Origin of the sequence: Clavibacter capsici (assembly GCF_001280205.1) — a bacterium.
GTDB lineage: Bacteria > Actinomycetota > Actinomycetes > Actinomycetales > Microbacteriaceae > Clavibacter > Clavibacter capsici.
Map to the genome: position 1 here is coordinate 960,330 of NZ_CP012573.1, position 13,982 is coordinate 974,311.

At 72.3% G+C, this 13,982-nt stretch carries 10 protein-coding genes; 5 read left to right on the forward strand and 5 right to left on the reverse strand.

Features of this window, described 5'->3' with window-relative positions:
* Window positions 1-37: 37 nt before the first annotated feature.
* Window positions 38-1,063 carry a glycosyltransferase family 2 protein gene (locus tag AES38_RS04635; RefSeq protein WP_072174614.1) on the reverse strand — a complete coding sequence of 342 codons (1,026 nt, stop codon included), beginning with the start codon at window positions 1,061-1,063 and terminating at the stop codon, window positions 38-40.
* 67 nt (window positions 1,064-1,130) lie between these two features.
* A complete protein-coding gene (locus AES38_RS04640; RefSeq protein WP_053773991.1) occupies window positions 1,131-2,984 on the reverse strand; it encodes a hypothetical protein in 1,854 nt (617 codons plus the stop codon).
* Between the two features lie 211 nt (window positions 2,985-3,195).
* On the opposite strand from AES38_RS04640, the gene AES38_RS04645 reads away from it, so the two are divergent.
* The 5 genes from AES38_RS04645 (at window position 3,196) to AES38_RS04665 (ending at window position 9,866) form a co-directional block, all read left to right on the forward strand.
* On the forward strand, window positions 3,196-4,044 hold the full coding sequence (locus AES38_RS04645) for a glycosyltransferase (protein WP_053773992.1): 849 nt from the start codon (window positions 3,196-3,198) through the stop codon (window positions 4,042-4,044).
* 67 nt (window positions 4,045-4,111) lie between these two features.
* Complete coding sequence (gene glf, locus AES38_RS04650; RefSeq protein ID WP_053773993.1) at window positions 4,112-5,275, forward strand: UDP-galactopyranose mutase; 1,164 nt, start codon at window positions 4,112-4,114, stop codon at window positions 5,273-5,275.
* Window positions 5,275-7,293, forward strand: a complete 2,019-nt coding sequence (locus AES38_RS04655; RefSeq protein ID WP_053773994.1) for a glycosyltransferase — start codon at window positions 5,275-5,277, stop codon at window positions 7,291-7,293. The genes glf and AES38_RS04655 overlap by 1 nt, the downstream gene beginning before the upstream one ends.
* A gap of 189 nt (window positions 7,294-7,482) precedes the next feature.
* Entirely contained in the window at window positions 7,483-9,267 is a 1,785-nt protein-coding gene (locus AES38_RS04660; RefSeq protein ID WP_244629234.1) for a hypothetical protein, read from the forward strand.
* A 128-nt stretch (window positions 9,268-9,395) separates the two neighbouring features.
* Window positions 9,396-9,866, forward strand: a complete 471-nt coding sequence (locus tag AES38_RS04665) for a GtrA family protein (protein ID WP_053773995.1) — start codon at window positions 9,396-9,398, stop codon at window positions 9,864-9,866.
* A gap of 30 nt (window positions 9,867-9,896) precedes the next feature.
* On the opposite strand, the gene AES38_RS04670 is transcribed toward AES38_RS04665, so the two are convergent.
* The 3 genes from AES38_RS04670 to AES38_RS04680 form a co-directional block, all read right to left on the reverse strand.
* Window positions 9,897-11,189 (reverse strand): O-antigen ligase family protein, encoded by a 1,293-nt coding sequence (locus tag AES38_RS04670; RefSeq protein ID WP_053773996.1) that lies wholly within the window; start codon window positions 11,187-11,189, stop codon window positions 9,897-9,899.
* 48 nt (window positions 11,190-11,237) lie between these two features.
* A complete protein-coding gene (locus AES38_RS04675; protein WP_244629235.1) occupies window positions 11,238-12,695 on the reverse strand; it encodes an O-antigen ligase family protein in 1,458 nt (485 codons plus the stop codon).
* A 100-nt stretch (window positions 12,696-12,795) separates the two neighbouring features.
* The gene (locus AES38_RS04680; RefSeq protein ID WP_053773998.1) at window positions 12,796-13,974 is read right to left on the reverse strand and encodes an acyl-CoA dehydrogenase family protein; all 1,179 of its coding nucleotides are present in this window, start codon (window positions 13,972-13,974) and stop codon (window positions 12,796-12,798) included.
* Between the last annotated feature and the right edge of the window lie 8 nt (window positions 13,975-13,982).

Sequence of the window (13,982 nt, forward strand, 5' to 3'; positions counted from 1 at the left end):
CCGCCGGGCGGCGTCGACCACGGCCGCGGCGCTCGCCTCAGTCGCGGCGGTAGGGGAGCTCGGACGAGGCGGTCTCCACCCCGGGTGAGGCATCGGGGCCGGCCGGGCGTCCGACGTGGGACGCGACCAGGTAGAGCGGTCGGTTCTGCACCTCCGCGTACACCCGCCCGAGGTAGCTCCCGAGCACGCTGAGCATGATGATCTGCACGCCGCCCACGAACAGGATGGCGATGACCGTGAACGTCCACCCGGGCACGACGCTCGACGGGTCGATGGCGCGGCTGACGAGCACGTACACGACGGCCAGCGCGCTGAGCGCCGACACGACGAGGCCGACGAGCTGGATGAGCTTCAGCGGGAAGGTCGAGAAGCCGAGGATGCCGTCGGCCGCGAACTTGATCATCTTCCGCAGCGGGTAGCCCGTGACGCCCGCGTGCCGCTCGTCCCGGTCGAACTGGACGTTCGTCTGCCGGAAGCCGACGTAGGAGACCATGCCGCGCAGGAAGCGGTTGCGCTCCGGGAAGCGCTTCACAGCGTCGATGACCTTGCGGTCGATCAGCCGGAAGTCCCCGGTGTCGCGGGGGATGTCGATCTCGGCCACGAGGGCCAGGGTGCGGTAGAACGCGCCGGCCGTCGCCTTCTTGAAGAACGTGTCCTTGCGGGTCCGGCGCTGGGCGTAGACGACGTTGAAGCCCTCCTGCCAGCGGCGGATGAGCTCGACCGCGACCCGGGGCGGGTCCTGCAGGTCGGTGTCCATGATGACGGCCGCGTCGCCCGAGGCGTGGTCGATGCCCGCCGTGACCGCGATCTGGTGGCCGAAGTTGCGCGAGAAGTCGATGACCTGCACGCGGTCGTCGGAGGCCGCGAGGGCGTGGAGGTGCTCGAGGGAGCGATCCGCGGACCCGTCGTTCACGTACACGAACTCGAACCGCATCCCGAGGTCGGCCTCCTCCAGCGCCTCGGTCAGCGTGCGGGAGAACAGCTCGATGCTGCCCTCCTCGTTGTACACGGGGAGGATGAAGCTCACCAGGGGCGCGGGCGTGGGGAGGCGTTCTTCGGTCACGTGTCGGTATCCCTCGTCGGTGCGTGTCGGGGTCGGATCCTGGTCGGCGACCGGCCGGGCGGTCGGCTCAGCCTATGTCGATGCGGTAGAGGACGGCGGCAGCCCCGGTGGCCGGGTCGTGGACGACCCGCTCGACCTCCTCGAGGCCGGGGACCGAGGCGGGATCCGGCGCGGCCGCGCAGTCGGAGAGCGCGAGGTACCAGCGGATGCCGGCACGCTCCGTCGCCTCCGCGTCCACGCGGCCGGCGGCCAGCGCCGTCCGGGCGTCGTCGACGGCGTCGCGGTCGGCGGGCCATGCCATGCCCAGGTTGTAGTGCGCGACCGAGCGCCCGGAGTCGATCTTGACGATCTGCGGATCGAGGCACGGCCCCGTGACGATGGAGCCCTCCGTGGCCCCTGCGGTGACGTCGGCGATCGCGCGGTCCAGCGGCTCGGCGAAGGTGATCTGCCCGAGCTGCCGCCCGGCCGAGAAGAAGCGGCCCCAGTCGAGCGCGCTCGTGGCGCCGATCACGACGACGAGGACGGTGGCCGCCGCGACGAGCGTGCGGGTCCGTCGGGGAGCGAGCGGGGACGCGTCCACGGCGGCGTCCGCGTCCGCGTCCGCGGCGGCGTCCGTCCGACCGCGGAGGGTGCGCACCGCCACGTCGAGCAGCACGGGGACGATCGTCACCGCGATGAGCAGGAACGAGTCGATCCACAACCGGTACGGCTCCTGGTTCGCGCGCCACAGGTCGTTGGTGGACGTGATCGCCCAGGCGAGCATGGCCCCGCCGGCGTACGCGGTCCACACGGTGCGCCGCGCGCGGATGCCCGCCACGAGGATCAGCACGAGCGGCACGATGAGCGCGGCTCCGGCGATGGGCCCGAGCGGCAGGTCGACACCGAGGTCCTTGCTCGACGCGACGCGGTAGGAGAGGAACGGGTCGCCCGCCGCCGACGCCAGGACGGTCGTGACGATCTGCGGGAGCGTCGCGGCGAGGGCGGCGCCCATCGGGATCAGCGCGAGGCCGCGCGTCCGCCCGATGGTGGCGAGGAGCCCCGGCACGGTGGGGAGGAGCCCGACCACGAACGCGGGGAGCGGCCCGACGGCGCCCGCGACGACGACGGCGAGCGCGAGCGACGCGGGCACCAGGGCCGCGGAGAGCACGAGGAGCCGGCGGCGCGGGCGCTCGATCACGGCGTACGCCGCCACGACGTAGAAGGAGAGGAACACGGTGGCGAGGAACGAGTAGACGTGGACGTTCAGCAACCCGCCGACGACGACCGCGACGGCGGTCATCGCGACGAGGCGCGCCCGGCGCGAGGAGCCCCGGAGGAAGGGCACGAGGGCCCCGAGGAACGCGATGCCCGCGACGGAGAGCGCCGCGGCCTCGCCGTTGAGGGTGAAGAGGACCCCGAACGGCCCCCACATCACGGCGTGCGAGCTCATCTGCCAGTACCACTGGCCGGGGCCCTGCGTCCACGCGAAGGTCCCGAGGAGGAGGGGCGCGAAGCCGAGGACGCCGGTCCACGCGCGGCCGGTCACGCGGATGCACGCGATGCCGATGGCCGCGACGAGGCCCGCCTGCAGCGCTGTCCCGACGATGTTCCAGGACTCGACGGGGCCGAGGCCGGTGACGTGGCCGAAGGCGCCGAGGACCACGTAGTAGAGGTGCGGGTACGTGTTGCGGCCGGTCTCGGTGAAGGGCTCCACGGAGGCGAAGTCCCCGCGGGCGAAGTTCACGACCATGGAGAGGTACGACAGCTGGTCGTAGACGAAGTAGTCGCGGAACGAGGTCACGACGCTGCCCGTGCGGTGCACCAGCATGCCCACCTGGGTGACGAGGAAGAGGAGGACGGCGACCGCGACGGCGAGGACCGATGTCAGGCGTCCTGCGGGCTTCCTCCGGTCGATCCGGACGGGGGAGGCGGGGGTGGGCACGGGGGTCGATGCTAGCAGCCGGCCCCTCCGGGACCCGGGCCGGCCGACGGGCCGTGCGGGCTCCCGCGCCCCCTCCTCCGACCGGCCGGGCGCCCTCCACGTGCTCCCTCCCGCCCCCGGCTACACTGGGCCGCTCGACCCCCGTCGCCCAGGCGGCCGGGTCCGCCCATCCATCGGACGTGACGCTGCCACCGCAGCAGAGGGGACGCGCATGCCCACCGAGGCCTTCTCGCTCCTCCTCCCCGTCTACCGCGGCGACCGCCCCGAGTTCCTGCGCCGGGCGTTCCGCAGCAGCGTCGACGACCAGACGCTCCGGCCCGACGAGGTCGTCGTCGTCCGCGACGGCCCGGTGTCCGCGGAGCTCGCCCGCACCATGGCGGAGCTCGCGGAGGCGTCTCCCGTCCCGGTGGTCACCGTGGAGCTCGAGCGCAACATGGGCCTCGCCCACGCGCTGGAGCGCGGCCTCGACGCGTGCGCGCACGACGTGGTGGCGCGCATGGACGCCGACGACATCAGCCTCCCCGAGCGCTTCGCCCGCCAGCTCGCGCTCATCTCCGGCGGCCTCGACCTCGTGGGCACCGGCATGTACGAGTTCGCGGACGAGGTCGGCACCATCGGCGGGCGCCGCACCCCGCCCGTCGGCGCGGACGCCATCTCCCGGTACGCCCGCTTCCACGACCCCTTCAACCACCCCACCGTGGTCTACCGCCGCGCCGCCGTCCGGCGCGCGGGCGGGTACCTGCCGCTCGGGCTCATGGAGGACTACTACCTCTTCGCCCGCATGATCCAGTCGGGCGCCCGGGTGGAGAACCTCCCGGACCCGCTCGTCATGTACCGCGTGAGCGCGGGCGCCTACGCGCGCCGCGGCGGCGTCGCGCAGCTCGTCGCGGAGCTCCGCCTGCAGCGCGAGTTCCGCCGCCGCCGCTTCACCTCGGTGGCGCAGGCGCTCCGCAACGTGCTGGTCCGCGGCAGCTACCGGCTCATCCCCGAGGCCGTGCGCCGCGGGCTCTACCGTCGTCTGATCACGCGCGACCGGACCGTCCCGCAGGCCCGCGCCTGATCCCCCGTTACCCTTGACCAGTCCCGTCGAGCGCCCGCCGGGCGCCACCCCAGCAAAGGAATGTGCCATGAGCCCTGATCTCGTAGTGGTCGGGTCCGGTTTCTTCGGACTCACGATCGCGGAGCGCGTCGCCGAGGAGCTGGGCCTGAAGGTCCTCGTCATCGACCGCCGCGACCACATCGGCGGCAACGCGTACAGCGAGAAGGACCCGGAGACCGGCATCGAGGTGCACCGCTACGGCGCACACCTGTTCCACACCTCCAACGAGACGGTGTGGGAGTACGTCAACCGCTTCACGGACTTCACGCCCTACGTGCACCGCGTCTACACGGAGCACCAGGGCGAGGTCTTCCCGCTGCCGATCAACCTCGGCACCATCAACCAGTTCTTCCGCTCGGCGCACGGCCCGCAGGCCGCCCGCGAGCTCATCGCCGAGCAGGCGTCCGAGCTCGACGCCGGCGAGGCGCGGAACCTCGAGGAGAAGGGCATCTCCCTCATCGGGCGCCCGCTCTACGAGGCCTTCATCCGCGACTACACCGCCAAGCAGTGGCAGACGGATCCCACGGACCTCCCCGCCGAGGTCATCAGCCGCCTCCCCGTGCGCTACACGTACGACAACCGCTACTTCAACGACACCCACGAGGGCCTGCCCGTCGAGGGCTACACCGCGTGGCTCGAGCGCATGGCGGACCACCCGAACATCGAGGTGCGCCTGGAGACCGACTTCTTCGACGAGACGCAGGAGGTCAACCGGGCGTCCGTCGTGGGCAAGGTCCCCGTGGTCTACACGGGCGCCATCGACCGCTACTTCGACTACTCGGAGGGTGCGCTGTCGTGGCGCACGCTCGACTTCGAGCGCGAGGTGCTCCCGGTCGGCGACTTCCAGGGCACGCCCGTCATGAACTACGCCGACTCCGACGTGCCGTTCACGCGCATCCACGAGTTCCGGCACTTCCACCCGGAGCGCGACGCCCCGGCGGACAAGACGGTCATCATGCGCGAGTACTCGCGCTTCGCGGAGGGCGACGACGAGCCGTACTACCCGGTCAACACCGCGGCCGACCGCGAGGGGCTGCTCAAGTACCGCGAGCTCGCCAAGCAGGAGGAGGGCGTCTTCTTCGGCGGCCGCCTCGGCACGTACCAGTACCTCGACATGCACATGGCCATCGGCGCCGCGCTCTCTATGTACGAGAACAAGCTGAAGCCCGTCCTCGTGAAGGACGCCTCCTGATGGCCGCGGCCGGCGCGGGCGCTCCCGCGGGGCTCGACCTCATCCAGCGCGTCATCCTCCCGTCCGAGCACGATCCGGACATCGTCCCGCTCTACGTGGACGCCGACTACTGGACGAGCATCCCCGTCGCGCCCGAGAAGCGCCGGCGCTCGCCGCTGCGCGTGGTCGACTCGGACACGCACAACGCGGTCGTCCGCCTGAGCGACATGGGCATCATCAGCGCCATCAAGGGCGACCGCGGCTTCCAGGTGCCCCACCGCCGCAAGGTGTCGTTCGGCACCTACTTCAACGCGTTCCCCGCCTCCTACTGGCGCTCGAGCACCACGCTCGACGGCGTCGTGCTCGAGGTCGAGACCCAGGGCGAGGGCCAGGTCATCGTCTACCGCTCGAACGCGCGCGGCGTGATCCAGAAGGTCGACGGCGCGGCCGTCACCGGATCCACCACCTCCCGCTTCGAGCTCCCGTTCACGTACTTCGCGGACGGCGGCTGGTACTGGTTCGACCTGATGGGCGAGGAGTCCGACTTCGAGCTCGTCCAGGCCGGCTGGTACGCCCCCGCGGGATCCGCCCCCACCGCGGGTGCGGCGGGCTCCGTGAGCATCGCCATCACCACGCTCAACCGGGCCGAGTACTGCGTGAAGCTGCTCACCGACATCGGCGAGAAGCCCGACGTGGCCGCGCTGCTCGACCACGTCTACGTCACCGACCAGGGCACGCAGAAGGTCGCCGACCAGCCCGCCTTCCCGCGGGCCCAGGAGCTCCTCGGCGAGAAGCTCCGCGTCATCCACCAGGCCAACCTCGGCGGATCCGGCGGCTTCTCGCGCGGCATGTACGAGACGCTGAAGGAGGGCGCCAGCGACTACGTCCTCGTCATGGACGACGACATCACGCTCGAGCCGGAGAGCATCCGACGCGCGGTCAAGTTCGCGGACTACTCGCGCACGCCCACCATCGTCGGCGGCCACATGTTCGACATGTACGACAAGAGCAAGCTCCACGCGTACGCCGAGGGCTTCGACATGTGGAACTTCATGTGGGGTCCCGTCACGCCCACGCGCCACGACTTCAGCGCGTCGAACCTCCGCCAGACCCGGTGGATGCACCGCCGCGTCGACGCCGAGTACAACGGCTGGTGGATGTGCCTCATCCCCGTCTCCACGATCAAGCAGGTCGGCCTGTCGCTCCCCGTCTTCATCAAGTGGGACGACGCCGAGTACGCCCTCCGCGCGAAGGAGGTCGGCGTGCCGACCGTGACCCTGCCGGGTGCGGCCGTGTGGCACGTCTCGTGGGTCGACAAGGACGACTCGCAGGACTGGCAGGCGTTCTTCCACGCGCGCAACCGCCTCATCGCGGCCCTCCTGCACTCGCCCTACGAGCGCGGCGGGCGGTTCCTCACGGCGAACCTCGCCACCGACGTGCGGCACCTCGTCTCGATGCAGTACTTCGCGCTCGCGGCGCGGCACGAGGCGTACCGGAACATCCTCCGCGGCCCGCGCGGCCTGCACGAGGACATGGTCACCCGCCTGGCGCGCACCCGCGAGCTGGCGAAGCGCTTCTCGGACGGCCAGCCCATCAAGGACCGCGCCGCCCTCCCCGAGATCGTCGCGCCCGACAAGCCGCAGCGTCGTCGCGGGGGAGGCGCGCCCGCCGGCATCGCCCGCATCGTCTGGCTCGCCCGCACGGTGGTCCGGCACGCCCTCTCGCCCATCAGCCAGGCCGCGAGCCGCGGCCCGGAGGCGCACCTCGCGTTCGAGGACGCCCGCTGGTGGGTCGTGCCGTCGTTCGACAGCGTGCTCGTGTCGAACGCTGAGGGATCGGCCGCGCTCCTGCACCGCCGCGACCCCGCCATGTTCCGTCGCATGCTGTGGACGAGCATCGTGCTGCGCTGGCGGATCCTCGCGCGCTGGCCGCAGCTGAAGGCCGCGTACCGCGCGTCCCTGCCGACCATCACGAGCCCGGAGACCTGGGCGCGCACGTTCGGCGTCGACCAGCCGCCAGCTGGTCGCACCAAGCGCTAGCCGGCCGGCGGCGCTGCGCACCGCTCGTCCACGGGGCGCCTGATCCGCACCACGGTGCGGCAGGCGCCCCGTCGTGTGTGAGAATCGCATCTCACGGCACGGGGACGCAGGGGGAAGCATTTGCTCGACAACGGGGTGGACAACGTCCGGCGTGCGCGCCGGCGCTCGCGGCTGATCGCCTGCCTGGCTGTGTGGGCTGTCGCCCTCGGGGTCGGGCTCGTGGGCACGGGCACGATCGGCGGGTCCGCGGATCCGGCACAGGCGGCGTCGGGCGGTGACTTCGACCCCGGCATGATCATCAGCGACGCCAAGTTCTACGACGGCGACGCCATGTCGCAGGGCGACATCCAGACCTTCCTCCGGGCTCGCGTCCCGAGCTGCGCGTCCGGCTACGTGTGCCTCAAGGACTACGTCGAGAGCACGCCCGCGCGCGCCGCCGACAGTCGCTGCTCCAGCCTGCAGGCGTCGCGCCTCACCGGTGCCGACATCGTCTACTGGGTGGGCCGGGCGTGCGGCGTGAGCCAGTCCGCCCTGCTCGTGCTCCTCGAGAAGGAGCAGGGCCTCGTCACCGACAGCACCCCGACCGCGCGGCAGTTCCGCAGCGCCACGGGCTACGGCTGCCCGGACACGGCGGCATGCGACTCCCTGTACTACGGCTTCTTCAACCAGGTGTACAACGCGGCACACCAGTTCAAGGTGTACCAGTCGACGCCCACGCGCTGGAACTACCAGGCGGGCCGCAGCAACCGGATCCTCTGGCACCCGAACGCCGACTGCGGGTCCTCGCAGGTCACCATCCGCAACCAGGCCACGGCGGGCCTCTACATCTACACGCCGTACCAGCCCAACGCCGCGGCGCTGCGCAACCTCTACGGCACCGGGGACTCGTGCTCCTCGTACGGCAACCGCAACTTCTGGCGCCTCTACACCGACTGGTTCGGCAGCACGGACGACGGCCCGGTCTCCTCGTTCGTGAAGACGGCCGCCGACGACACGGTCTTCCTCGTCAGCGGCGGCCAGAAGCACCGGGTCCCGGACTTCGACGTGTACCGCTCCCTCTCCGCCCTCGGCGGGATCAGCACGGTCCCGCGCTCCTACCTCGACGCCCTGGACACGGGCATCGACGCGTCCGCGCTCGTGCGCGACCCGGCGTCGGGCTCCGTGGGGCTGGTCCAGGCGGATCGCCGCCACCGCTTCCCGTCCTGTGACCTCGTCGCCTCCTACGGCTACGGCTGCGGCGACGCGGTGAACCTCGATGCGGGGCAGCTGTCGTCGCTGCCCGAGGCCGGCGAGATGAGCGCGTTCTTCGTCCTGCCGGGCAGCCCGGTCACGTACATCCTCGCCGGCGGGGTCAAGAACCCCGTCAGCACCTGGTCCGCCGTGCTCGGGCTGAACGCCGGCCGGTCGCCCTTCGTCGCCACGATGCGCCCCGAGGTGGCGAGCCGGTACCCGACGGGGCACGTCGCCCTCGAGCCGGGGACGCTCGCGAAGGCGTCGAACAGCGCGGACGTGTACGTCGTCGACGGGCTGGACCGCAAGGTCCGCGTCCCGGACTTCGCCGTCACCCGCGAGCTCGGCATGGGCGAGGCCTTCGCCACGGTCACCCCGGCCACCGTGGACGGGTACGCCCGCGCCACGGGCGACCTCTCCCTCCTGGTGCGCTGCGACGGCGTCTCGTCGCTCGCCTCGCAGGGGCGGCTCGTGGCACTCGGGACGCCCGGATCCACCGGCCTGCCGGTGACCGACCTCACCTCCGCCACGTGCCGGACCCTCGACCGGGCCGCGGGCATCGTGGCCGGATCCGTCTTCGTGAAGAGCCCGACGGCGGGCACCGTCTACCTGCTGCAGGGTGGGCAGGCCCGTCCCTTCTCCACATGGGACCGCCTGGTCGCGGTGGCAGGGACGTCCTCGCCGACCATCACGACCCTCGGGGCACCCGCGCTCGCGCGGATCCCGGTGGGCGCCGCGTACTGAGCCGACGCTGCCGCCTCCGTGCCCGGACGGGCTCGAAGGCGGCAGCGGATACAGTGGGGCCGCACCGGACGACCACGGCGCGGCCCGCCGGCCGGGCCCCCGAGCGCCCGGTGCGGCGAGGAGAGCACATGGACCAGCACGCGCACGACGTCGACGCACCCCGCGAGGAGGCCCCGGCTCCCGGCATCCTCCTCCGGCTGATCAAGGACGAGCGCGTGGCGTTCCTCCTGGTCGGCGGCTTCAACACGGTGCTCGGCACGGCGTGGTTCGCCCTGTTCTTCCTGCTGTGGGGGCACGCGATCCCGTACCCGATCGTGCTCGTGATCGCCTGGGCGGTGCAGCTGCCCGTCGCGTTCACGCTGCACCGGAAGCTCGTGTTCAAGGTCAGCGGCAACCTGATCCCGGACTTCTCCCGCTACACGCTCGTCAACCTCATGCCGCTGTTCGCCAACATGCTGCTGCTGCCGCTGGTGGTGGAGACGACCCCGCTCGAGCCGATCGTGGCGCAGGTGCTCGTGACCATCGTGATCACCGTGGCCACGTACACGGGCCACAAGTTCTTCTCGTTCCGCCGGCCGCGCGACGAGGCCGTGCGCTGATCCCGACCTCCCCGACGGGCCCGCCGGGGATCAGCCCGGCCGGTGCTGCTCCGGCAGACCGTGCCGCCAGCTGCGGCCCTGCGCGGCCTTGACGGCGCAGATCACGAGCAGGACCCAGCCCCACTCCATGAGGGTGACGCTCTCGGCCAGTGACGCGACCACGAGCACGACGACCACGAGCGCGGGCCAGACGTAGCCGACGCCGCGCTTGGTGGTCGCGAGGACCCAGGAGCGCCCGAGCGCCAGGGCGCAGAACGCGGCGAACAGCACGAGCCCCACGAGCCCGGCCTGCAGGTAGAGGTCGAGGTAGGCGTTGCGGCCCGTCTCCTGCGCGCCGCGGCTCACGAGGTCGAGCGCGGTGTACGGGTAGGCGTCGCGGCGCCAGAAGCCGACGAAGCCCCAGCCCTCGATGGTGTTGAGGTCGATGAGGCGCAGCATCTCGCGCCACAGGTCCACGCGCTGGAGGTAGTCGGGGCGCGCCTGGAGGACCTGGAGAACGGGGGAGCGGAAGGCCACGACGAGCACGGCCACGACCGCGGCGAGCACGAGGGCCGCGCTGTTGGCGAGCGGCCGGGCCTGGCGGGCGAGGTGGCGGAGGGCGAGGATCGCGAGGGCGGCGAGGCCGAGGACGAGGAACGTGCCGAGGATCACCGACGAGCGGGTGAGCGACGCGACCAGCAGCGCGGTGGTCAGCGAGAAGATCCCGCGCCCTCGGGAGACGGAGCGGGTGAGGAGCTCGACGGCGAAGGTCACGGCGGCGACGAGCGCGAGGATCCCGAGGGCGTTGCGCTCGCCGAGCAGGCCCTGGATGGGGCCGAGGCGGTCGAGGGCGCCGCGGATCCCGAGGAACGGGATGGGGCCGTCGATGAGGAGCCCCGCCAGCACCTCCAGCGCGAGGGAGGCGACGAGCACCAGCCGCAGCACGTCGCCGGTCGCCCGCACGATCTGGATGAGGTCGCGCACGACGCCCACGTACACCGCGAGGAACGCGGACGCCACGAGGTAGAGCACCCCGCCGATCGCGTCCGGCTGGTACGCCGTCCAGAGCAGCGTCGCCGCGCACCAGGCCACGAGGACGAGGAGGGAGATGGGCAGGAGGCCGCGCCACTCCCAGTCGCCGCGCTTGGCCGCGAGGGATGCCGCGGCCATGGCCACGAGCGCCACCACCACGGCGACGAGCCCGGCCCAGCCCATGGTCGACCGGAGGGCGTGCGACAGGACCGCGGTGCCGAGGATGCACTGCGTGAGCGCGGCCGAGAAGCGCGCCGAGCCGAGGAGGTCGGGCAGGCGCTCGGGGAGCGGCAGGCGGGAGGGCAGCGTCATGCGGCGGCGGTCACGGGCGGTCGGCGGATCACCGGGCGGCCGCGCGGATCAGGCGACGCCGGGGTCGGGGACGGACGACGCGGCGGGCGCGGGCGTCGTGCCGCGGGCGGGGGGAGCTGACGGGGCCGTGGTGGACGCGGCGACGGGAGCGGCGGCGGCGGGAGCGGCCACGGCGGGCGCGGCCACGGCGGGGCGGCGCGGGTCCGCGCCCGGCACGTCCTCGCGCGCCACCATCCCGGAGCGGGTGGCGACCGCGATCACCACGAGCAGCAGCCAGTTGCCCTCGTAGAGCAGGCGGCTCTCCGCGAGGCTCTGCACGACGAGCGCCGTCATGAGGAGCAGCGGCGCCAGCGCGAGCGTCGAGTACGGCTCGACCAGGTCGCGGCGGTGCTGCGGCCGGTCGATGGCGGCCCACCAGGAGCGGACGTAGGTGGTGACGATGAGGCAGGCGAAGACGAGGAGCCCGACGGCGCCGACCTGGAGCAGGACGTCGAGGTAGGCGTCGTGCGCCTGCAGGTACGTGACGCCGCTGCGGACGGCGAGTCCCTGGAAGGGGTGCACCCAGGGCGCCCAGTAGCCGATCCAGCCCCAGCCGACCATGGGGTGCTGCTGCGCGAGCCCGAGGACGGACTCCCAGATCTGGAACCGGCCGGTGAGGTCGGGCGAGCGGCCGAGCAGCTCGAACACCTCGGCGGTGCGGGTGACCATGACGCCCGCGCCGACGACGGCCGCCACGACGACGCCGCCCGCGAGCGCGAGGCGGCCGCGGATGCCGACCCGGCGGGCGATGAGGGCGAGCGCGGCGACGACGCCGGTCATGATCAGCGCGACGAGGACGGTGGAGCTGCCGGTGAGTGTCAGCGTGAGCAGGGCGACGGCGATCCAGACGGCGGCGTCGCGCCGCTGGACCGTGCGCGCGGCGAGCTGCAGCGAGAAGACGACGAGGCCGAGCAGCGCGACCATCGCGAGGAGGTTGGCGTTGCCGACGACGCCCTGGATCCGCCCGCCGCTCAGCAGCTCGCCGCGGGTCCACGCGAAGGCGGCCGGCGCGTTCGGGCCGTAGTCGGTGAAGAAGGGCATGACGGGCTGGCGCACCACGACGGCGACGACCAGCTCGAAGGCGAGCGAGAGCCCGAGGATGATGCGGAACGCCCGGCCGAGGCCCTGCACGATCTCCGCCCATGACAGCAGCACGAGGAGCGTGAGCGCCGCGACCGACGTGGACAGCTGGATCAGCACGCCCAGCATCGACTCGAACCGGTACTGCGACCATGCGATCGAGATCACGCAGACGGCGGTGAACGCGAGGAGCGGGAGGGGCAGCACCCGGACCCGCGGGAGCGGGCGGGCGCGCACGAGGAGCACGATGCAGGTCACCAGCACCGCGAGGGCGATGGCCCCGAACCCCCACCAGCTGAGGCTGTCCCGCCACATGTCACCGGCGAAGGTGGTGACGAGGACGAAGGTCGCGAAGCTCCGGAGGGCTCGGCGGCTGGGGGTGGGCATGCCCATCAGGGTATCCGGCCCGGGCGCCCGGTCCCGCCGCCTGGGTGACGGAGGCTGCGCCGGCCCCCCGCGGCGGGGGCTCCGCGCCCCGGGCTGTCCGTCAGACGAACGCCGCGTGGCCCGTGATCGCGCGGCCCACGATGAGCGTGTTCATCTCCCGGGTGCCCTCGTAGGAGTAGATGGCCTCCGCGTCGGCGAAGAAGCGGGCGACGTCGTAGTCGAGCACGATGCCGTTGCCGCCGAAGGCCTCCCGGCACCAGGACACGGTCTCGCGCATGCGGCTCGTGGCGTACGCCTTGGCGAGCGCCGAGTGCTCGTCCGACTGCGTGCCCTCGTCCACCATCTCGGACGCGCGCGTGACGAGGCCGATGGACGCGGTGATGTTGCCGAGGCTGCGGACGAGGAGGTCCTGGATCAGCTGGTGCGCGCCGAGCGCCTTGCCGAACTGCTGGCGCTCGCCCGTGTACGCGACGGCGGCCTCGTACGCGCCGATCGAGATCCCGATGGCCGCCCAGGCGACCTCGGCGCGCGTGAGGCGGAGCACGGCGGCCGTGTCCGCGAAGGAGCGCGAGTTCTGGAGGCGGTTCCGCTCGGGCACGATCACGCCGTCGAGCTCGATGTCGGCGTTCTGCACGATGCGCAGCGCCTGCTTGTCCTCGATCCGGGTGGCGCGGAAGCCGGGGGAGTCGTTGGGGACGAGGAAGCCCTTGACCTGGCCGTCGTCCGCGTCCTTGGCCCAGATGACCGTGACGTCGCTGACGGTGCCGTTGCCGATCCAGCGCTTGGCGCCCGTGATGCTCCACTCGTCGCCGCGGCGGGTCGCGACCGTGCGGAGGCCGCGGGCGGAGTCGGATCCGGACAGCGGCTCCGTGAGGCCGAACGACCCGAGGATCTCGCCGGACGCGAAGCGCGGCAGCCACTCGGCGCGCTGCTCGGGGGATCCGGCGACCGCGACGCTGCCCATCACCAGGCCGCTCTGCATCCCGACGAGCGTCGCGATGCTCGCGTCGACGCGCCCGAGCTCCAGGGCGGCCCACCCGCGGAAGACGGCCGAGTTCTCGAACCGGCGGGTCTCCGGGAACGGCATGCCGAAGAAGCCGCGCTCGGCGAGGCCGCCGACCACGTGGCGGGGGAACTCGGCGCGCGCCCACCAGCCGTTCACGTGGGGGCGCACCTCCTGCTCGAGGTAGGCGCGCAGGTCGGCGAGGGACTCCTTCTCCCTGTCGCCGAGCCGTGACTCGTAGCCGTAGAAGTCGCCGATGAGGGGGGTGAGGGACACGATGCTCC

Bases quoted from the DNA above. Each gene is read 5' to 3' on its own strand.
- AES38_RS04645 (WP_053773992.1), top strand. From the start codon at position 3,196: ATGCCCACCGAGGCCTTCTCGCTCCTCCTCCCCGTCTACCGCGGCGAC.
- glf (WP_053773993.1), top strand. From the start codon at position 4,112: ATGAGCCCTGATCTCGTAGTGGTCGGGTCCGGTTTCTTCGGACTCACG.
- AES38_RS04655 (WP_053773994.1), top strand. From the start codon at position 5,275: ATGGCCGCGGCCGGCGCGGGCGCTCCCGCGGGGCTCGACCTCATCCAG.
- AES38_RS04665 (WP_053773995.1), top strand. From the start codon at position 9,396: ATGGACCAGCACGCGCACGACGTCGACGCACCCCGCGAGGAGGCCCCG.
- AES38_RS04670 (WP_053773996.1), bottom strand. From the start codon at position 11,189: ATGACGCTGCCCTCCCGCCTGCCGCTCCCCGAGCGCCTGCCCGACCTC.
- AES38_RS04675 (WP_244629235.1), bottom strand. From the start codon at position 12,695: ATGCCCACCCCCAGCCGCCGAGCCCTCCGGAGCTTCGCGACCTTCGTC.